This is a genomic window from Chryseobacterium sp. JAH, assembly GCF_001507335.1.
In the GTDB taxonomy this organism is placed as follows: domain Bacteria; phylum Bacteroidota; class Bacteroidia; order Flavobacteriales; family Weeksellaceae; genus Chryseobacterium.
Genome location: NZ_LMAH01000001.1, coordinates 549,992 through 573,082, shown reverse-complemented (window position 1 = coordinate 573,082; position 23,091 = coordinate 549,992). Strand labels below are relative to the sequence as shown.

Genomic DNA, 23,091 nt, shown 5'->3' with positions numbered 1-23,091 from the left:
GTTGCAGCCCAGATTTGAAAACGAAAATGTTAAAATATGACAAATGTCAGGTAATCCTATCAATTAAGTATTTCAATAATTTAAGCGTTAATTGTAATTAAAATGATAATAGTTTGAGTTTTTAGTATAAAAATATATAAATTATTAAGAAATATTATGAATTTTGCAATGCAGGATAAGGCAGGATGCCAAAACATTTGTAACGATGTACTTTGGAGACAGAAATAAGTAATGTAAATAAAAAATTAATATATGTCTCAAATAATTAAACAGAAGAATCTAAAGCCACTCATCGCACCGCTGTTTTTGCTTGCGTCTGGCCTTATGTTCGGACAGCAAGCAAAAAGTGATACTGCTAAGGTAGATACTAAAGATATCGAAGAGGTAGTGGTTATTGGATATGGTAAAGTAAAAAAATCTGACCTTACCGGATCTGTATCATCAGTATCAGCAAAAGATTTGGCGGCAACGCCTTCAATGAATGCACTTCAGGCTTTGCAGGGTAGAGCAGCCGGACTAAATATTGTGACCGCTGGTGGTGCTCCTGGAGCAGGTGCAAATGTTACCATTCGTGGTGGAGCATCTATCACTCAGGGTACAGAACCACTGTATATTGTGGATGGATTTCAGTTTGATAATGCATTAAATATTATTAACCCTAATGATATTGAAAGTATTGATGTTCTTAAGGGTGCTTCTGCAATTGCCATCTATGGTGCCCGTGGTTCCAACGGAATTATTGTTATTAAAACCAAAACCGGTAAGAAAGGAAGAGTGACCGTTCAGTACAATTCTTTCATGGCGTTTGATATGCTTTCTAAGAAATTGGATATGATTTCAAATGCTGAGCAATATGTAAAATATCAATATGAAATGGCTCAACTGCAGGGTAAAACTACCCAGTGGAGTAATGTTTTTGATAATAGCTTAGGAATAGATTCACCAGGATTTTATACAGGTGCTTTTAACAGAATAAGTAACCGTTACGGTTCAGCGCCAGCATTAGACTGGCAGGAAAAAATGCTTGGCGGAACAGGACTTACACAAAACCATAACGTAAATGTCTCAGCAGGTACCGATAAAACTCAGGTTTTTGTGAGTTACAACTACAATAAGCAGGAAGGTTTACTGCAAAATTTCAGCGAAACAAGAAATTCATTACGTGCCAACATCAACTCAGAATTGTATAAAGGAATACGTTTAGATTTCAGTTCAATGTTTACCTCCAATTCTACCAACGGAGGTGGAGCGTATTCAGGAATGAAAAAAATTCTTCTTCAGCCTATTACCGGAGGAACATTATTTACTCAGGATCAGTTATTTAATACTCAGACTTTCGCAGATTACTCTGCTTTAGACTCGAGTTTTGATACAGAGAATCCATTTATTGAAACTGCAGCATCAACTTCAAACAGACGTGCTCGAACATTTTTGGCTAACATAGGTTTGGAGTTTGATTTAATGAAAAATTTCACATTCAGAACTGCAGGGTCTTATAACTGGACAAACAGTAAGTCTACTTCATTCTCAGATAAAAATTCCCGTGCATTTCTTACAGATCCTGTAAATACAGGAATTAATGGAAGTATCGGTAATTCTGAATCTTACAGATATCAAATTACCAATACATTGACTTACAACAAAACTTTTGGCGAAAAGCATAGAGTTACAGCTTTAATAGGTAATGAAATAATTTACCAGGAAAGTGAAAGCAACAGCATGAGATTGATAAGGTTTCCTACTATTTTAAATTATGGTCTGAATGATATCACCAATGCTACAGTTGCCGATAAAGATGCAGACAAATCATCATTGAGCTTACTCTCGTATTTCGCACGTGTAAATTATAGCTATGATAATCGTTATTTACTTACAGGTACTGTGCGTCGTGACGGATCTTCAAAATTTGGCCCTGATAACAAATATGGAGTGTTTCCATCAGTAGCTTTTGCCTGGAGAACTTCAGAAGAAGGTTTCTGGAAGAATTCTAAAATCGAGGACTACATTAATGATTTAAAATTCAGATTTGAGTATGGAATTGTTGGGAATAACAGTATCCCAAATAATGTATTCAGAACCAACGTGGTGGGGACAGATTATCCTATAAATAATACCATTGGTAACCTAGCACTGGTAACAAGCAGTGTATTGGGAAATCGTTTGGTGCAGTGGGAGGAAATGAAATCTACCAACGTAGGAGTAGATTTAGCAATGTTTAATAACAGAATTAAATTAACTTCTGAATGGTATAATAATAATGTAAGCGGAATGTTACTGGAAACTGTTCTACCTGCCTCCACAGGATATTCAAGACAGTTTAAAAATATCGGTTCTATGGTGAACCGAGGTATGGAATTTACATTAAACACGATTAACCTGAAATCTGAAAACTTCAGATGGTCTACAGATGCAAATATTGGTTTTAATAAATCTAAAGTATTGTCTCTTGATGACGGAAGAACTTTCAGAAACTTCAGTGTAGGAAGCAACAGAGCAGGTATGGTAACGTATTATGCAACCGTTGGAGAAGAATTGGGAGATATGTACGGATATGTTTATCAGGGAATCTATACGACTGATGACTTTACTCAGGCAGCAAACGGAACATTAACCTTAAAGCCAGGAGTTGTAAAACCGGCTTCCGGAACACCTAGACCCGGAGATATTAAATTTGCTGCAGATAATGAAGCAGGAGATCAGTTTACCAGAAAAATGGTGAAAATAGGAAATGGTACACCAGATTTTATTGGTGGTATAAGTAATAACTTTTCTTACAAAGGATTTGATTTAGCAGTCTTTTTAAAATTCAGTGTGGGTGGTGATATTTATAATGCGACTAAGCACAGTTTGAGTCCGTATGCTTTATATCAAAACGTTCCTTCAGAATTCGGTGATAACTATTACCATGTAGTAGATCCGAATACAGGTCAGGCTGCAACAAGTTTAGTAAGATTAAAAGAACTTAACCCTAATGAAAGCGACAGGCTTTGGAGCTTAGGCAATACAAATTCCAGTTACATTACTTACCCTTCATCATATTATGTAGAAGATGGTTCTTATTTAAGAGTTTCTATGGTAACTTTAGGGTATTCATTTCCGAAAGAATTCTTAAACACAGTGAGATTATCAAATGCACGTATTTATGCTACAGTGAATAACTTAGCAACAATTACAGGATATTCTGGTTTCGATCCGGAGGTTTCAGCAGCAAGTGGTGTTACGGTAACACCTGGATATGATAATTCTTCGTTCCCGAGATCCAGAAGCTATGTATTGGGGATCAATCTTACTTTTTAATATTTAATTGTTTCAATTATGAAAAATATATTTAACAAACATAATTTAATAAAAAAACTGATCATCGTTCCTACAATACTTATTGCAGGTTTGGGTGTAAATTCTTGTAGTGATGATTTCCTAGATCAGCCTGCTTATAACTCATCTGATACAGAATCTGTTTTTACCAATATAGAAACTGCAGATGCATTTGTTCAGGGCTTGTATAGAGGTCTTGTACCTACTGAAATGTTTTACCAGTTGGGAGCTGGTGATACGGTAACCCATTCAGCGGAAGATGGATCTACCAATAATTCAAAATATAATATTTGTAATTATCAGTACGACTCAAAAACTCCTAACACAATTACAGGAATTTACGCGGCAATGTATGCGGTTATAGAAAGAACGAATATCGCTATCGATAGATTACCCGATATGCCATCCAGTGCAAAGCGTGATGCATTATTGGCAGAAGCAAAAGCAATCCGCGCTTTCTGTTACTACAATCTGATTAGGGTGTACGGAGATGTACCTGCAATTTGGATTCCTTTGGAAGAGGCAGATCCGAATGATCCAAGTACATTATATCCGAAGCGTGCTTCTCGTGATGTTATTTATGATAAAGTCATTGGCGATATACAAGAATCTATTGCTAATATGCCTACTTCAAACGGAACTCCGGAAAGATTAAATAGACAATCAACAAATGCATTACTGGCAAAAATTGCTTTGTATGCTGCAGGATACTCGCTTCGTTGGCCTCTTAATACTTCTACACCGGGTACAATGGCTCGTCGTCCGGATAATGCAAGAGTTCAGCAATTGTATCAAATTGCAGATGCGGCAGCGGCTTCGGTAATTAATGGCGGTACAAACAGTTTAGTACAGGCATCAGGAGGTAAAAGTGGTTTTGAAGCGCTTTGGTTTAATTTCGACAGAAGAAATTTTGCAGCGGTTAATCAGGAGATGCTTTGGCATATTGCTTCATACGGACCTAATACCAATTCGGCATTTGGAGTGTATGCACACCCGGGTTCAAGAGGAGGTACGTATGGTTCTCGTAAAGCATTACAATTTATACTTCCAAGTTACTACCTATCTTTCGATGCAGCAGATAAACGTCGAGATGTGGCTACAACTTCTTACAGTATTTATTTTTTAAATGGTGGTGCAGCTACTGATACATGGGTAGATGTAGGAACTACATACTCTTGTATCATGCCGGGTAAATTTAGGATTTCTTGGTGTGTGGAGCCACAGGCTGCAGATTCACGTAATTTGAATATTCCTATCATCAGATATGCTGATGTATTATTAATGTATGCGGAAACACAAAATTATTTAAATAATGGACCTACTCCTCTCGGTATAGCGGCTTTACAACAAGTGAGAAACCGTGCAGGTATTGGTTCTATGGCTATTCCTAGCGGTCAGCAGGCTTTTGAATCTGCTATTGTTCAGGAGCGTAAATGGGAATTTTCAGACGAATTTATGCTTCGTACTGACTTAATCAGAATGAATCGTATCGCTAGTGAAATTGACGCTACTAGAACTGCAATGAAAAACTTGTCAAATCGTACAGGCCAGTTCGCATCAACGCCAATCTATCGTCTTTACAAATTCCACAAGAATGCGCAGGTGTATGGTGACCCATTCTTGGCTGTGACTTACATTGAACTGACTAATCCTGCACAGATCGCACAGGTTCAGGCAGTTCCGACAAGCAATGCGAATAATGCATATGCAACATACCAAACAACATTGAAAGCTATAGCATTAGCAAACGGACAAACTTCAACAACTGATGACAAGTGGTATCCTGTAAATATGTTCCAGGCTTACACAAGTACATTCAATGGTAATGCAAGAAAAGCGGTAGGATTTACAGCTGGATTTAATACCCTTCAGGTTGGTGCAATTATTTACACCAAACCAACAGGATCATTTGAAAACGGCGGTGTGTATCCAAACTGGATTGAAGGCGGTGGTGATGGTCTTTTCTACGGATTTGTACCTAATAAAACAGAATTGCTTCCATTTGCGGCGCAGTCTGCAGGTCACCCAATGATTGACAATCCGAACCTTACACAGCTTCCTGGTTATTAATCGAACCGGTCGTTAAGATTTATTTTAAACATTAAGAAAGTTGAAAGATTGATGGTATTTCCAATTGCTCTTGAAAACTTTCTTAATGTTTATTTTTTTTAAGACATTCAATCACAAAATATTAATTGTAATAATCCTCTTACGATTGTTCTTTGACCGACAAAAAAATCAAACGTTAATTTATCTTTAAATAGTGTATTTAGCAGTATAGTGCGGGATAGTCTAACGGGTAAAACAATCTAAATTTGAGTAAAATTCAGAAAAACAAAAGAAAACAAATGGAAAACGTAAAAACATTCAAATACGTAGATTATTTATGGGACGAAAGTAAAGCGGCGTCTTTTGGTGATGACCAGGTGGCTTTATTTTTATACCGTTCAAATATATTAGGAGCAGATCTTAGAATTACCAATTACGGTGGAGGTAACACAAGTTGCAAAACCATCGAAAAAGACCCGTTGACCAACGAAGAAGTTGAGGTAATGTGGGTAAAAGGTTCAGGTGGCGACATCGGAACTTTGACCAGAAAAGGAATCGCCGGATTATATACGGAAAGATTAAGAAATCTTAAAAATGTTTACGGAGGTCTTGCAGACGAAGACAGAATGGTAGGTTTATTCGATCACTGTATTTTCGATTTGGAAAGCAAAGCCCCTTCTATTGATACGCCTTTGCACGGTTTACTTCCATTCAAACATATCGATCACCTTCACCCGGATGCATTAATTGCAGTTGCAGCAGCGAAAGATAGCGAAGCAATTACAAAAGAAATCTGGGGTGATACAATGGGATGGGTTCCATGGCAGCGTCCTGGCTTTGACTTAGGACTTCAGTTAGAAAAATGTTTAGCCGATAATCCGGGAATCAGAGGAATCGTTTTAGGTAGCCACGGATTATTCACATGGGGAGACACTTCTTATGAATCTTACATGAACAGTTTGGAAGTGATCGAAATGGCTTCTGAATATATCGCTAAAAAAATCGAAGAAAAAGGACAGGTTTTTGGCGGACAGAAAGTAGAATCACTACCAGCTGATGAACGTAAAAACAAAGCTGCTCAGATCATGCCTTTGTTAAGAGGTTTAGCTTCTTCTGAAAACAGAATGGTAGGTCATTTCACAGACAGCGATGTTGTTTTGGAATACATCAACAGTAATGATTTGGAAAGACTGGCTCCGCTTGGAACTTCTTGTCCGGATCACTTCTTGAGAACGAAGATTCAACCGTTAGTGTTGACTTTAGATAAAAATGAAGATTTATCTGATTCTAAAGCTATTTTAGAAAAATTAAATCCACTTTTCGAACAGTACAGACAGGAATACAAAGACTATTACGAAACTTGTAAACATCCAAACAGCCCTGCAATGCGTGACCCGAATCCGGTGATCATCATCTACCCTGGAGTTGGAATGTTCAGTTTCTCAAAAGATAAGCAGACAACTCGTGTTGCCAACGAATTTTATGTGAATGCAATCAACGTAATGCGTGGCGCAGAAGCAATTTCTGAATACACTTCTCTACCGAGACAGGAAGCATTCGATATCGAATACTGGTTGTTGGAAGAAGCTAAGCTTCAGAGAATGCCTAAAGAAAAACCATTGTCAAGAAAGGTTGCCATCGTAACCGGAGCAGGCGGCGGAATCGGACAGGCCATCGCAGACAAAATGGTTCAGGAAGGTGCAGTCGTTGTTTATACAGATTTGAATCAGGAAGCAGTAGAATCTGTAACTGCAAAATACAGCAAAGATCAGGCAGTAGCCGTGACTTGTGATGTGACCAGCGAAGAGGCAATTGCCAACGCTTTCAAAGAGGCGGTTTTAGCTTTCGGTGGAGTAGATATCATCGTGCATTCTGCAGGTTTGGCTATTTCTAAATCTTTGGAAGATACTACTACAAAAGACTGGGAATTACTGGAAAATGTTTTGGTAAAAGGTCAGTTCTTGATGGCGAAAAGCGGTACTGAAATTATGAAAAAGCAAAATTTAGGAGGAGATATCGTAAATATTGCAAGTAAAAACGGATTGGTTGCCGGACCAAACAACGTAGCCTACGGAACTGCAAAAGCTGCTCAACAGCATATGACAAGATTATTGGCAGCAGAATTGGCAGCTGATAAAATCAGAGTAAATGTAGTGAATCCTGATGGCGTGATCGTTGGAAGTAAAATCTGGGAAGGTTCTTGGGCAGAAGGCCGTGCAAAAGCAAACGGAATTTCTGTAGAAGAATTACCTGCATTTTATGCGAAGAGAAATTTATTAAACGAAATTATCCTTCCTGAAGACATCGCAAACGGAGTATTCGCTTGTGTGGCGATCTTAGATAAAACAACAGGAAATATCATCAATGTAGATGGTGGAATGGCCAATGCGTTCCCGAGATAATATTTTTTTTGTCGGATTTTAGTTGTCGGTTGTTAGTTTTAACTTTCAATTTATTTGGGCAGCTTAATCCGCCTTCCACTCCCGCTTTTTTGCTCGTCGTACCTCCTCACAAAAAGAGCTCCGTTCAAGTCGGGCTGCGAGAGATTTGAAAAGCCACGAAGTGGAGAAAACATTAGCATAGTGTGAAGCCCTATGAAAATAAAATGCAAAAATGTTGCAAAGCCCTGAAAGGGCTAAATCAATATTTAATGCTAATTTTAATCAATCATTCAACCTTGTCAAGATTCAAAACCTTGATAAGGTTACTAAAAATTAACGTATGATTTTAGGAAAAGATATCATTGAACAACACAATAAAAACGAAGTTGAAAACTTTAATTCAGACTTCGCATATTTATCAGATAAATTAACAAAATCAGGTTCAAATGTTGCTGAAATTGTCAACAAAATCGTCGATTTTCAGGTGGCAATTCCAAGCTGGGCTTTAGGTGCAGGAGGAACCCGTTTCGGAAGATTTTCTTACGGTGGCGAACCTGCTGTTTTGGAACAGAAATTAGATGACGTTGGTTTGCTTCATGCCCTGACTCATTCTGCTGGAGCGGTTTCATTGCACATTCCATGGGATATTCCAAGTGATGTAAGTGCTTTGAAAGAAAGTGCAGCGTCTCACGGATTGATCTTTGATGCGATGAATTCAAATACTTTTCAGGATCAGCCGGATGCAAAACATTCATATAAATTTGGTTCATTAAATTCTGTGAATGAAAATTCAAGAGCTTACGCTGTTGAACACAACAAAGAAGTGATCAGAATCGGAAAAGAACTAGGTTCAAAAAGCTTAACCGTTTGGTTGGCAGACGGGGCGAGTTTTCCTGGACAGTTAAATTTCCAGACCGCTTTATCAAACACTGAAAAAAGCTTGAAAGAAATCTACGCAGGAATGCCGGAAGACTGGAAACTGTTTATTGAATACAAACCTTACGAACCGAATTTCTACTCAACAACCATTCAGGATTGGGGAACTTCTTTCATGCTGGCAAATGCATGTGGTGAAAGAGCCTTCACATTGGTTGACCTTGGCCATCATTTACCAAACACCAATATCGAACAAATCGTTGCAACTTTGATGTACAAAGGTAAATTGGGCGGTTTCCACTTCAACGACAGTAAATACGGAGATGATGATTTGACGGTAGGTTCTATTAAACCTTATGCTTTGTTCTTGATTTTCAACGAATTGGTGTACGGAATGGAAAATAATAAAAACAATCCTTATCCGGCCTGGATGATCGACGCAAGTCATAACATTAAAGATCCTTTGGAAGATCTGTTGCAGTCTTTGGAAGCCATCTTAATTGCTTATGCGCAGGCACTTTTGGTTGATCAGAAAGCTTTAAAAGAAGCACAGCTGAACAATGACGTTGTTGCGGCTCAGGATATTTTGCAGAACGCGTACAGAACAGATGTCCGTCCGTTGTTAAAAGCGGCTAGACTCCAGACTGGAGCGGCTTTAGACCCGATCGCTGCTTACAGAAGTTTAAAGGTAAGAGAAACCTTGATTTCTGAAAGAGGATGGGCAAAGGCAACTGGATTGTAAAATCCGTCTTATTTGATAATTACTTTCAGGTGCAATCGAAAGTTTAATTATATGTATCCTTATTTACCGTTGAGACCCGAGTGTTTAGAAAATTAATAATAGATTCTTTATTTAAGAAATCAGTGGATTTTTTTCTTAATTATTATTAGTCACTAAACACTCCTTGATGGTTTTAAAATTTAAAATGAATTTAAACAAATTTTAAATTTTACACAAAATAAAAATCTTTTGTAACTCTGCTAAGTGAAATCGAAGATTCGACGAAGTCAAACGCCTTTGCGAACTTAAAAATAGCTAGCTTGTCAAAAAAACTTAGCGTACTTTGCGTTAAAATAAGAATTTTTTAAATGAAATTTTGAAAAAATACTAATAACCATTTTATAATAAATCATTAAATTCATCTCAGGAATGTCCAAAAAAAAGGTAACCATCGTATTTGATATTGGAAAAACCAACAAAAAGTTTTTTTTATTTGATAAAAATTACAAAGAAGTTGTGCGTGAATATACCGAACTTCCCCTTACCACCGATGAAGATGGTTATCCCACAGAAGATCTTGCAGCGCTCCAAAATTGGATCAAAGATAATTTCAATGCCATTTTGGATGATGAAAATTTTGAAGTAAAAGCCATCAATTTTTCTACGTACGGAGCAAGCTTTGTCCACCTCGATCAGAAAGGAAATGTTCTGACACCTTTGTACAACTACACCAAACCGATGGATCAGGATATTCTTGATGTATTTTACGAAAAACATGGCAGCAAACTGAAAATTGCCCGCGAAACTGCATCTCCACAAACCGGAATGCTGAACTCCGGACTGCAGTTATTCTGGTTAAAATACAAACATCCGGAGGTTTTTAAAAAAATCCGGTACAGTCTTCATTTACCTCAGTATTTATCATACTTATTCACCGGAATATGTGTTTCGGAATTTACCTCAATTGGCTGTCATACCAATTTGTGGGATTACGACAAAGCAGATTACCACGACTGGGTTTACGATGAAGGAATTGATGCTATATTGGGACCAATCGTTCCGACTTCTGCGAGTATCAACACGTCTTACAGAAACAAAAAAATTAAAATCGGCGTTGGAATTCACGACAGTTCTTCAGCGTTATTGCCTTATATTTTAAGTAAAAAAGAACCGTTTTTATTGCTTTCAACAGGAACGTGGAGTATTTCTTTAAATCCATTTAACGATGAGAGTTTAACAGATGAAGATATCGAAAACAACTGTCTGAATTACATGCGAATCGACGGTAAACGTGTGAAAGCATCCCGTTTTTTCATGGGAAATGAATACAAAATTCAGGTTGAAAAATTGTGCGCTTACTACGGAAAAGAATACGGTTTTCACAGAGAAGTGCAGTTTGATCAGGATTTGTATTTGCGTTTAATGAAAAATAAAAATATCTATTTCCGTTTTGAAGGCATTATTTTAAAACGAAAAATGATTACTGCAACCGATCTGAATTCATTTGAAACTTTCGAAGAAGCGTATCATCAATTGATGATTGAATTGATGGATTTGCAGATTCATACCATTACCAATGCGATCGGAAACTCAGAAATAAAAAATATTTATATCGACGGAGGTTTCACAGACAACGATGTCTTTATGAAACTGATGTCGCACCATTTCCAGCATTACAATGTGATGTCAACACACTCTCCTCTGGGATCGGCTTTGGGTGCATCGATGGTGATCTCCAACAAAAAAATAGACGAAACTTTTTTACAGCAGCATTATCAGATGAAAGTGCTTCAGCCTTTAATTCTTAATTTATAAATTTTGTTGGAAGCTGGAACTCAGATGTTGGTAATTAAAAAAGTAATTTTGTTTTTAACATCAACAGTAAACATCCATCACCCAACATCCAACATCTAACAACAAACTATGTCCTTTCCATTTGATACCAACTACGCTTCCCTCGAATTGCTGATCGAAAAAGCAAAAAAGAAAATGCCCCGTTTCGCCTTCGAATATCTGGATGGCGGCTGTAACGAAAATATCAACCGCGACAGAAATACAAGTGAATTGAGAGATGTTCTGCTTCGTCCGCAATATTTAAACAACAGCTACACGGAGGCCAATATGGAAACGGAACTGTTCGGAGTAAAATATTCCGCACCGTTCGGAATTTCTCCGGTTGGTCTGCAGGGTTTGATGTGGCCGAATGCTCCGGAAATTTTAGCTAAAGCAGCTTTTAAACATAATATTCCTTTCATTTTAAGTACTGTAACAACGAGCAGTATTGAAAGAATTGCTGAATTAACGGAAGGAAAAGCATGGTATCAACTCTATCATCCAAGAGAAGAATGGTTGCGTGACGATATTCTTGACCGTTGTGAAGCTTCTGGCTATGACGTTTTATGTGTTTTGTCAGATGTTCCGACTTTCGGTTACAGAGCCAAAGAAATCAGAAACGGTTTGGCAATGCCTCCGCAGCTGAATTTCAGAAATGTTTCCCAAGCTTTGGCGAGACCGGAATGGTGCCTTGAAATTTTAAAACATGGCGTTCCGAGTTTTAAAACAATGGAAAAATACATGGATAAAAACATGAATGTAAAGCAATTGGGACAGTTCATGAACTCCACTTTTTCCGGCAGATTAAATTCCGACAGAATCAAAGCCATCCGCGATAAATGGAAAGGAAAACTGGTAATTAAAGGCGTAGCTTCCGATGAAGATGCAGCCGAAGCGGTACGTTTAGGTTTCGACGGAATGATCATTTCCAATCACGGCGGACGACAGTTGGACGCCGGAGAATCAACAATTGCTGTAGTAAAAGAGATCAGTGAAAAATACAAAGGTCAGATTAAAATCATGATGGACAGTGGCATAAGAACCGGTCCGGATGTTGCCCGTGCCTTGAGCTGTGGTGCCGAATTTACCTTCATGGGAAGAACATTTATGTATGCAGTCGGAGCTTTGGGCGACAAAGGTGGCGATCATATTATTGAAATGCTTAAAATGCAGTTCAGACAGGTAATGGAGCAGGTTTGCTGTGATACGCCGGAGGATTTGCAGAAGTTTAGGGTGAAGTAGTTTGAGCGGGAAGCTGAGTGACGAAAGTTGGAAGTTTTCACGTTTTCATTAAAAGATATTTTATCTAAATACAGCTTTACAGAATGCGAACCATCAATTTTCATATCAAAAATATCCCTATTTTGTAATGAATGAAAAGCTTAGTGAGCTTGTATAAGTGAAACGGCTTTGTGTAACTTAAAAGCAGATAGTATTTAAAACTTCTTTGTGCACTTTGCGTAAAATAAAATATTTTGAATAATCATAGCTAAAAAAAATACAGTTCGGTGAATTGTATTTTTTGTTTTATAATACTATTTTTAATCAAATTTCAAAGAATGTTTTCAAGCTTTGCGAAGCAAATTTATTTGCCTTAGCTTTCTTAAAAAATATGCAACATTAAAATAATCTTTGCGTTAAAAACAATTTGTGTAATGTCTGAAAAATTATTGCATACGTATTTTTTACCACAAGGAGCACAAAGATTTTTCACAAGGTTCACAAGCCCTGTGTTCATTGTGAAATGCTTAGTGTTCTTAGTGGTAAAATCACATCATGAAAACAAAAGATAATCAAAAACAAAATCATTTAAAACCAAATTACTGTCATGAAAAAATTCCTCATATTGCTTCTCATAATTTATTCAGTTTTTACCTTTTCTCAAAACAAAAAACAGGAATTGCCATGGTCAAATGGAGCTCTGCAGGTCAGCTCTAACAGCAGATATTTGCAGCACAAAAACGGAAAACCATTTTTCTGGTTAGGAGAAACCGGTTGGCTTCTGCCAGAACGTACCGATCGGGATGAAGTAGATTTTTATCTGAGTCAATGTGCGAAAAACGGATTCAATGTCGTTCAGGTTCAAACCATCAATGCCGTTCCTGTTTACAACAAATACGGACAAGCCTCTATGATTGACGGTTTTGATTTCACCAACATCAATCATAAAGGAGTTTACGGATATTGGGATCACATGGATTATATCATAAAAACTGCCGAGAAAAACGGAATTTACATCGGCATGGTCTGCATTTGGGGCGGTTTGGTCAAAGGTGGAAAAATGAATGTGGAAGAAGCAAAAAGTTATGGTAAATTTCTGGCTGAACGATATAAAGATTCACCAAATATCATCTGGTTTATTGGAGGAGATTTAAGAGGCGACATCAAAACTGAAGTTTGGGAAGCTCTCGCCAACAGCATAAAATCAGTTGACAAAATCCATTTAATGACCTATCATCCTTTCGGTGCTACAAGTTCCGTTGATTGGTTTAACGATGCTGATTGGTTAGATTTCAATATGTTTCAAAGCGGTCACAGAAGATACGGACAGCGAAAAGGCGACGGCGAAGCGAAAAAAATTGCCGATACCGAAGAAGATAACTGGAGATATGCCGAAAAAGCACTTTCGATGAAACCTTTAAAACCCATCATCGATGGCGAACCTTCCTACGAAGACATTCCACAGGGACTTCACGATACCGGTGAACCGCGATGGAAAGATCATGATGTAAGAAGATATGCATATTGGTCGGTGTTTGCCGGTTCTTTTGGGCACACTTACGGGCACAATTCCATCATGCAGTTTTACAGACCAGGTTTGTCGCCTGCATACGGAGCTCAGCGTGCGTGGTACGAATGTCTCAATGACGCAGGTTTTGTGCAGATGCAGTATTTAAAAAATCTGATGTTGAAATTTCCGTACTTTGAAAGAATTCCGGATCAAAGTATTATTAAAGGCGAAGTGGGCGAACGTTACGAAAGACTTATTGCTACCCGCGGAGCAGATTATCTGCTCGTGTACAATTACACCGGAAGAAATATGCAAATCGATTTGTCGAAGATCAGTGGAAAGAAGAAAAAATGTTGGTGGTACAATCCAAGAACCGGCGGGTACAAATACATTGGCGAGTCTGATGGAAATAAAATTGTACAGTTTACGCCTGATAAAGAAAATGGAGAGGCTAAGGATTTTGTTTTTGTGGCGGTGGATGCGGAAAAGAATTATTTGAATTGATTATAAATTGATTTAATAAGCATCATTTAAAACAAAATAATACAAAGAAATATTGGGAGAAATGGCTTTAGTGTGTTTTTGATGTTCAACTTTGATTGGCTTTAGTTAACTAAAAATGAAAGCAATTCTTACCTTCTTGGGATATAAATTCCATTAACTCCGTTCTCTGGACGCCAATAAAGTTGCACAAGAAAATGTTTGTCAGTTAAATATTGATATTTACGTTTATAAGATTTGTTTCTAAAATCATAAATGTCTGCAATCAAATATTTCTGGTCGAGCAGATATTTTGAGAGCTCAATCTCAAAATTTACTATACCCTGTTTACCATTTATATAGGTATAGTAATCAACATTTAAATAAAACTTTTTTTCTGGTTGACTTTTGATGATTTCCCATGCTTCCTCTGTTAAACTTAAATCTCCAGGTAAATAATTAACATTAATGATTTTTGAACGATTTTCTAAATCAAACTTGAGATAGACATTAGCAAATTCTGAAGTAATAATTTTACCATTCACCTGTAAAATTAGATTTGCACTCTGTGAAAAGATGAAGAAATATGAGAAAAAAAAGATTGTTATTAGTATTTTATTCATTTCGGAATCTTTAATAATACATTTATTAGTTTCAAAATTTCTAATTAACTATAAACAAATAACTCACAATTAGTAGTTAATCATAGTAATACTGTTAAATAAGAATTTTTTAATAGAGGAATCTACTTTTTATTCTCCGACTTCACCGCCTGTCTCGCCAGCAATTTCCAGTCGTTTTTCACCTTTGTCCAGACTAATAAAATATCCAAAGTCACATCACCCGGTTCCTTCCCCAAATCAGCAGTCGTTGCATAAAAATGATGACGGACAATCGCAGTATTTCCTACGATCTGTATGTTTTGGTTCGTAATATCAATCGTTAGAAAATCAGATTTTTTGCTGACCAGTTTTTCAACAAATTCTTTGGCATCATCGATATGACCTCCCGAATGTCCGTAAGTCAGTTCGGGCACAATTAACGATTCCAATGCTGATTTTTCACCGCTGATCATTGCTGATCGCAGTTTTTCTGCTGCATCGGTTACAGATTGGGTATCATTTTTTTTCTGTCCGAAAACAGTGATTGCCACTAAAAAACTCAGGGCGAAAATTATTTTTTTAATCATTTTAATTAAATATTTTTTGAAAGATTTAAATTTATTCTGATAATTATTAGAATCTTATTCTTTTAAAGTATGATATAATAAATGTCCGTTAGTAGTAATAACTTAGTTTCTTAACGGTTTGTCTGTCATTCCGAAGGAATCTGAGCTGCTTTATTTTGGTGTGTTGAGATTCCTACGGATTGACAAAGTGACTGCTGATCTTAGCGTTATGATTAACAATCGACATTCATTTATAATTTTATCAATCATCAATCCTCTATAGCGACTCTCTCTGAATAAATTTAAATACATTATTCACCTGCTCTTTTTTATTCTTCAAAATCATATACGCAGCAGATTCTCCCATCGCCTTAAAATCAGTCGTGATTACGGTAATTCCAAGCAACTCTTTCAAAGGGGTTTCGTTGTAAGAAATAATTCCGATGTCTTCACCCAGTTTTAAATTTTTCTGACGGATCTGTTTCACCAGATTCACCAAATCACGCTCACGGATGGTGATGAAAATATCTTTATCCTGCAGTTCCATGTCGGGATAGATTTCATCCAGAATTTCATAGTCGAGTTTAAAATCTCTGCAAAACTGCTCAAAACCGCGAACAATACGGAAAGGATAGGGATGAATCGATTTATTTGGATACACCAAAATAATCTTTTCGTATTTTTTTATTTTATCCAAACCTTCCTCTAATGCATTGTAAATATCATGCTCAAAATCCTGAAAAATAGAACCGTAATCTCCGGAAATATTGGGTTTTGTATTGTCTAAAAGTAAAAGTTTATTCTTTGGGATCTGTTCGATAATATCTAAAACTTCCTGCGTGGAACTCGTATGTTTCGACTGTTCATCACGAAAATGGGGCATTACCACATAATAATCAAATCCGCCAATATTCTTTTTAAGAGCATTGATGAAAAGTGTTTCGTCGCAATGGTAAATATACATCTCAACATTGCCTTTGGTGCCGATTGCATTGACGAAGTAGTTGTAAATCATCATTTTATAAGTACTCGGCTTATTAATCAGAAAGAAAATATTGATGATGTCATTCTTGTTGATACGGGAAATGTAGTAGCCTTTACCTTTTACAGATTCAATGATCTGCCTTTTGCGAAGCTCTTTATAAGCCTTTTCCACAGTATCTCTGGAGAGAAAGCAGGATTCACTAAGTTCATTGATCGACGGGATTTTTTCTCCGATTTTTATTTGCCCTCCATCAATTCCGTTCAGAATAGAATCTACAATCTGTTTGTATTTCGGAACTCTGGAGTTTTCATTGATGTTGATTTCTAATGTTTCGGCCATGATTTTTTACGGATAGGAAATGCAATTCAGTTAACAAAATAGCTAAAATCAAAAGCGATTAATAGCTGAAAACAAGATACAAAAATTTGAAGTAACTGATTCATGAATGTTTTTTATGACAGTAATAGTTTAAAACTGTTAATTTTCAGTAGCTTATGTATCTTTGAATAAAAAGCTTTAATTTATTAAAAACTCCCATTTTCAGCCATCAAGGTTTTTAAAAGCCAAAAAGTTCCGGATATTTTGAACTTTACATCCTGAAAATCTCCGACGCAAGAAACCCTCCAACTCAAGCACTCTCCAACAAAAAAGCCTGCCCCTCTCGGAACAGACTTCAGAAACTATATGAATGTGAAATTTTTAAGGCATCTTTTTAAAACCTTCTGCTTTTATTTTCCAGCTTCCGTCTTTCGGGAAACCTGGATATTGTCCGGTTGAGCTGTCCCAACCCTCCAGCATCATTGCAACAGTTGTCAAAACACCACCGTTTCCGGGAAGATAAATTCTCAAACGTTTGTCCTGGAAATTATGTCCGTTTTTCAAATACGTATTGGTCTGAATGTCCATAAACAGGGCATCCAAAGCTTTATTTGGAAGTCCCAATCTTGCTGCATTCATTGCCGTCATCGGGAAATCCCAACCCCAAGTGTGTTCCCAGTTCCATCTTTCCCAAACGATATCCAGCGTGTTTTTCATTATTTTTTTATCCAGTTTCGGAGATTCAGGAACCATTCCTAAGGCACCCAAAACAGCTGGGTGATCGGTCATCCATTTTGGAAATGTGAACGAGTCTTTCGCTGATTCTGTCGATAAATAAACGCCGTCCTGAACCGGAAGCGGAGCCAGCTTATTAATTACATCATCCCATTTTTTATCTCTCGGTTGCCCCAATCTTTCTTTCCATTCTTGAGCGATTCTTAGCGACCAATCCCAATACGCCACTTCGTAAGTTGGGTTGTAGGTATCTTTCGCTGGAAAAACTTCCTGAGCCGGAATTACGCCTTTCCCCAAATTGTAGCGGTTTTTCTCCTTGTCATACGTCGCAAAATCAGCCATAAAATCAGCCGTTGCAAAAATCAAATCTTTATATTTTTCAAGAACCTTTTTGTCTTTGCTGTTGCGGTACAGAAGTTCGGTCATATAAATAATGTGCGGTTGCTCCCAAATCAAGAATGCAGCAACAGAAGACGGACTTTCATTGCCTTCATTGTCCGACATTTTAATCCAGCGAACGCCTTTATAGCCCTGTCTTTCTGCTAGTTTTTTAGCTTTATCAAATGACCTGAAATAATAATCGAGTTGCTTTTCCAAAATTTCCGGTCTTCCCCAAAGTGCAAAGTGAACACCGTGCCACCAATGCATTTCTGTATGCGGTTTTCCGTACCAGCTGTTGAAAGTTAAACCCGTTTCCTGAGGCGGATTGTTCCCACCACACTGAACTTTCGTTAAGTATTCTGACAGCACAACTCTTCTTTCAAGCTCATTGGCTCTCGGGTCTGTACTTCCTTCAAAATCAACAGCAGCGCCGCTTTCCCAGAATTTTTTCCAACCAGAAGTACTTTCTTTTTCAGCATCCGCGAATAAAGTTCTGTTAGATTTCGGACTTTTAGCTGAAAATTCAACACTTAATTCCACTGTTTTGTTTTTCATAGAAGGCTCGTAAACGAAGTAGTGTTTTCCGGCCTCACGAAGTTTTCCTTCCGTAAAATTGAATTGAGTATAATAATCCGTGCTTTGTAATTTATGCTGAATCAAACCCTGCGTCGACTGTGAAGAAACAATTTTCGTGGTATGTTCATTTTCTCTTCCGTAAAATGCGGCGTCATCCAAAAACTGTCCCGACGGATGTGGATATTTTGCAAAAACTTTCAACTTGCCCTTAGCCACCAAATCAGATTCAATTTTCACCCCGATTTTATCTGAATTTTGGAAAGAAGCCGTCCATACTTTTACCGGAGTTCCTTCCAGAGAAAATTCGCTGGTGATGATTCCCGTCCACAAATCAATTTTCTGATTGACGTTGGTTAAATCTGAAATTTTTGCTTTCTGACCATCTTTTTTCGTCAGCTCAATCCCGATATTTCCTAACTGCAAACGGTGTTGGTTCACACGGAAATATTCAACAGCACCTTTATTTCTTTCCGGTTCTTTGATTTGAACGGAGTACAAAGCTTTTCGCCCGTCGTTATTAAAATCGTAAGGCTTTAGAGTTTCCTCAAATTTATAATTTTCTTTATTCGGAAAGCTGTTCCATCCCCATTCAGACTGCGTTCCGAGAGAAACTCCATTTTTGTAATATTCAGGAAACGACTGCATTCCGGTAATGTCAACCGTGTAGGCAAATTTTCCGTTTCCAACGGTAAAAGTGGAAAGCGTATCGGCTTTTGTGTTGACAATATTGTGTCGCTGAACGACCTTTTTCCGGTCGATTTTCTGGGCATTCACTGAAGAAAATCCCATTAAAAAAATCCCTAGATATATTGTGATTTTTTTCATTTTATCTTAATTAATATTTTAAAAACTTGCAATTCTACCGTGCTGTCAAACTGAGCTTGTCGAAGTCTTGCGCTGATATTTCTATATTGTTCGCCACGAATATTTTAATATTTTTAAACGTTCTTTTAATCCGTGCATTCGTGGCATTATCTTCTATTTCAAAATCGTCACACTCATCATTCCAATCACAACATCATTGCTCACAGCCGTTAGTTTTATCGATTTTAATTCTTTACTCGCATCAATCGGCAAATCCAGAATTGTGGCAGAACCACCATCCACCTGACGGTCTGTAAATCCTTTGATACTCGAGTATTTGCTCAAAGTTCCGCCTTTGTACAGTTCGCCCGTTTTCAGTTTCACACGATATGGAATTTTATCATCCGGAATTTCAAACGCAAAATTGTCATCAAACAAATCCTGCTCAATCGGCCACCAGTTCGTCGGATTTTTCAGTTCCATTTCTGCTGTCGAGCCATCTGCATACTGAACCGTAATTTTTCCATTTACAATCTGCGACTGCATCGGATTGGTAGTTCCAGCCATCAGAAAATAGATTTTCTTTCCTTTTCCTGAAATTGGAATATCAAGAGAATCCGAATAGTTATCCCACTGACTTACAAACGCTATATTTTTATCTGTTTTATCAATTAAAAATGGAATTCCAAGAAAATCAACTTTGCCGTTTTTTCTTTTACTCATCAATCCGCTGTCATCGATTTGAGCGGTGATTAATGGATAACACCAGTTTCCGATTCCCTGCCACGGAAGCTGTAAAGTCGGAACTTCCAATCTCGGTGAAAGGTATTTTTGGTTAAAAATCTCAGTTACTTTTTCATTGTAGTTTGAAGCTAATGAAATGTTGTTAAACTGACCTTGATTCTCAATTTCCCAATCTGTGATTTCAATATTTTGTTTAATTTCGTTGTAATCAAGCACGAGTGAATTGTTTCCTTTGCTTAAAACATTTGTCGGAATTTCAATATTTGTATTTTGATTTTTCTGAATGGTAAAAGTTTTGTTTAATCCATTAACCGTCAGTTTTCCAGTGATTGGATTGGATGATTTGGATTGAATCTGAAGTTGTTTATTTACCCATTTTGTCTCTAGAGGAAAACGGATATCAACATTTACGGGTTGCCACCAGGTTGTTCCGTTTTGCTCGACCTGAACGAAAAAAGTTCCTTTTCTTTCTTTCTGAGCCAAGTTAAATTGATTTCCATTTCTGGTTTTAATCAATTCCTGTGGGTCAAGAATTTCTTTAATTTTCTTTTTTGAATCAAAATTTAGCTGAAGATTTTCAGAAATATAATTGACGTAGTCGGTTTGTTCGTTTTTCAGTTCTTCTCCGGAATAATTGATTTCAATTTTAAAATCATTTCCTTTTGGCGTTTCAAACTGAACAAATGGTTGTGAAATCGAATTGGGTTTAATCTTCCAGTCCACTTTTTTGCCATTCACTTTTACCGATTTAATGTTGGAATAATTCACAGGAACCTGCATCTCCAGCGCCACCGGATTTTGATATTTTGATTTAAATAAATATTCTGTCTTTTTTGAAGTTCTGGTAAACTGATAATCCCAATCCGGAAGTTTCAGGTCGGCAGAATTCCAATCTTTCGGAAAACCGGGTTTGATGCTGATTTTATTCTCCAACAAATTTGGATAAACTCCGAAAAGTCCTTCAGTCAAAGTTCTTGATGCCACACCAATCGGGTCGGCAAAATCACGGTACAATTCTCCACGAAACGCGTCGTAATGAGAAAGCTGTTCAAAATTCCCCGGACTGATGCCGTAATACATCGACTCCACCAGATTTCCCTTCCAAAGTTGATAAGCATCCTCAGTTCGTCCTGCCTGCCAATATGCCAAAGCAGTCTGTAAATTTTCCGCCAAAGCCACATTGTTAATCGACCAATCGTATGGTTGCCAAGTCGTAGTCGCCAAAGTAAAATAGTCTTTATTATCCGCACCTTTTACCGTAATCGGAATTTTTGGTGTGTGATGATTGATGTACTGTAAGTTTTGGTAATCTTCAAATTCATTCAGAATAAAAGCATCGGAAACGTGATAAATCGACCAGATTCCCGGTTTGTCGTGAACGATTTGATTGCCCAAAGCATCTTTGTATTCAGCAAAATAACCTTTGTCTTTAATCCAAAGTTGGTTTTTCATTGCCTTTAAAATCGCATCAGCTTCCTGTTCGTAAGGCTGAGGATTTTCGCCAATGATTTTCGCCAGTTTTGCCATTTCACGGTTGGCTCTGTAATTATAAGCTGACGTGTGCGTCACTTTGCCTCCCGAATATTGAAGCGCATCACTTGCCCAAATTGCTGCATACGCATCATACAAATCGCCACGCTTGAAATTCCGTTTTTCCCAATCCATGTGACGAACCATCGTTGGCCACATTTTTTTTAGGAAATCCTTGTCTCCGGTGTAATTGAAGTGTGAAAAGATCTGGTCAAAAAACACCAGATTCATATCATAATGGTGCGGTTTTGTGCTGTCGTTCGGATTTCTGGAAATGTATCCGCTGGAAAAAACAGAAGTTCCCATTTTTTCCTCGTGTCGCGCAAGATGACGCATCGTATCCATTTCCACCGGTGCAAAATCGGGTTTCAGAACCTGCGAATTGGCATAACTTTCAAAATGTTCTTTAGCTCTGTCGTGCCAGTTCAACGCATCGGCTGTGTAAGCTCCACGCCACGCATTCAACCGCATTCTCCAAGCAACTGCGCCGTGAAGGAAAGTCGGACTTTCCCAAATTCCGTCTGCTGCAACGGCTAAATTGGCTCCGAAATTATTTAAATCTGCATCCGGAGTTTTTAGTTGAATTCTGTTCGTTAATGTCAAACGGGATTTTTCCGCTTCATTGAAAATATTTTTTAACTCTTCATCTGAAAAATTCTTATCTGATTTTCCTTTAGCAACCTGAATATAAACCGGTTGTTTTTGTGAAGAATATGAAGCGTAAACAATCGGTGATTTGTCCGTTTTATTTTGGGTAAACTCACTTAATTTTTCCAAAGTCATTGCATCGGTTTGCTGTAATGAAGTGACATTAGAAAAACTTCCATAAACGGTTTGAGCTTCTTTTTTCTTATTTAAATAATTGAGTTGAAACTTATTTTTATTGAGTTGAAACTTATTGTTCAAACAATATTCCGGCAACAGATAAAATCCGGATTCCGGGTCTGCGCCGATGTCGCCGTTTCTGCTGAAAGTCGTTCCGCTCGCACCGCCGTAAACTGCATAGATTTTTGTGGAAGAATCTATATTCACAGTTTCCATTTTTAAAACCAAGCCTTCTTCTTTAGCCTGTGCCAGAACGGTCAGTTTTAAAGTTCCATTTCCGAGAATCGGGTCTTTGATTTCATACAGCATCGAACCCGGACGGTAACGTGTTTCAATTTTATCAGCCTTTATTAATTGTTTAATCGAATTTCCTTTCTGAATAACAAACTGAAGATTGCCGCCCATTCCAGGAAGATACAATGCGAATTCCGGCAAATCTCCCGCTTCAACTCTCGAAGCACGGTTATCGCCATACAAAGCACGGTTGAATCTGTACTTTCCGTTGACCAGTAAAAAATCGCCTTTGTCTTCTTTGTAATGCAGTTCACGCTCATTATTCTGCCAGTGTTTCGACTGGGAATAGGAGAGTGAGAATGCCGACAAAACCAAAAGTCCGGCGAAAATGGTTTTTCTTCGCAT

The 23,091-nt window shown here is 37.6% G+C and carries 12 protein-coding genes; 7 read left to right on the top strand and 5 right to left on the bottom strand.

Annotated features, from left to right (window positions below; all coding sequences use genetic code 11):
* Positions 1-252 precede the first annotated feature (252 nt).
* From AR685_RS02680 to AR685_RS02650, 7 genes are all read left to right on the top strand, one after another.
* Complete coding sequence (locus AR685_RS02680) at positions 253-3,297, top strand: SusC/RagA family TonB-linked outer membrane protein (RefSeq protein WP_047446356.1); 3,045 nt, start codon at positions 253-255, stop codon at positions 3,295-3,297.
* Between the two features lie 18 nt (positions 3,298-3,315).
* Complete coding sequence (locus AR685_RS02675; protein ID WP_117584611.1) at positions 3,316-5,385, top strand: RagB/SusD family nutrient uptake outer membrane protein; 2,070 nt, start codon at positions 3,316-3,318, stop codon at positions 5,383-5,385.
* A gap of 278 nt (positions 5,386-5,663) precedes the next feature.
* Entirely contained in the window at positions 5,664-7,766 is a 2,103-nt protein-coding gene (locus tag AR685_RS02670; protein WP_047446359.1) for a bifunctional rhamnulose-1-phosphate aldolase/short-chain dehydrogenase, read from the top strand.
* 319 nt (positions 7,767-8,085) lie between these two features.
* Positions 8,086-9,363 carry a TIM barrel protein gene (locus tag AR685_RS02665; RefSeq protein ID WP_059123633.1) on the top strand — a complete coding sequence of 426 codons (1,278 nt, stop codon included), beginning with the start codon at positions 8,086-8,088 and terminating at the stop codon, positions 9,361-9,363.
* Between the two features lie 408 nt (positions 9,364-9,771).
* Positions 9,772-11,157 (top strand): FGGY-family carbohydrate kinase, encoded by a 1,386-nt coding sequence (locus AR685_RS02660; protein ID WP_059123632.1) that lies wholly within the window; start codon positions 9,772-9,774, stop codon positions 11,155-11,157.
* Between the two features lie 108 nt (positions 11,158-11,265).
* Positions 11,266-12,417 (top strand): alpha-hydroxy acid oxidase, encoded by a 1,152-nt coding sequence (locus tag AR685_RS02655; protein WP_059123631.1) that lies wholly within the window; start codon positions 11,266-11,268, stop codon positions 12,415-12,417.
* Between the two features lie 586 nt (positions 12,418-13,003).
* A complete protein-coding gene (locus AR685_RS02650) occupies positions 13,004-14,410 on the top strand; it encodes a glycoside hydrolase family 140 protein (RefSeq protein ID WP_059123630.1) in 1,407 nt (468 codons plus the stop codon).
* A gap of 128 nt (positions 14,411-14,538) precedes the next feature.
* Here AR685_RS02650 and AR685_RS02645 read toward each other — a convergent pair whose 3' ends face one another.
* The 5 genes from AR685_RS02645 to AR685_RS02625 all read right to left on the bottom strand — a co-directional run bounded on the left by AR685_RS02645 (position 14,539) and on the right by AR685_RS02625 (position 23,091).
* Entirely contained in the window at positions 14,539-15,009 is a 471-nt protein-coding gene (locus AR685_RS02645) for a hypothetical protein (RefSeq protein ID WP_059123629.1), read from the bottom strand.
* Between the two features lie 122 nt (positions 15,010-15,131).
* The gene (locus tag AR685_RS02640; RefSeq protein ID WP_059123628.1) at positions 15,132-15,575 is read right to left on the bottom strand and encodes a nuclear transport factor 2 family protein; all 444 of its coding nucleotides are present in this window, start codon (positions 15,573-15,575) and stop codon (positions 15,132-15,134) included.
* Positions 15,576-15,831: 256 nt separating this feature from the next.
* Entirely contained in the window at positions 15,832-16,878 is a 1,047-nt protein-coding gene (locus AR685_RS02635; protein ID WP_047446373.1) for a GntR family transcriptional regulator, read from the bottom strand.
* Positions 16,879-17,238: 360 nt separating this feature from the next.
* Complete coding sequence (locus AR685_RS02630) at positions 17,239-19,374, bottom strand: hypothetical protein (protein ID WP_059123627.1); 2,136 nt, start codon at positions 19,372-19,374, stop codon at positions 17,239-17,241.
* Between the two features lie 153 nt (positions 19,375-19,527).
* A complete protein-coding gene (locus tag AR685_RS02625) occupies positions 19,528-23,091 on the bottom strand; it encodes a DUF4450 domain-containing protein (protein ID WP_059123626.1) in 3,564 nt (1,187 codons plus the stop codon).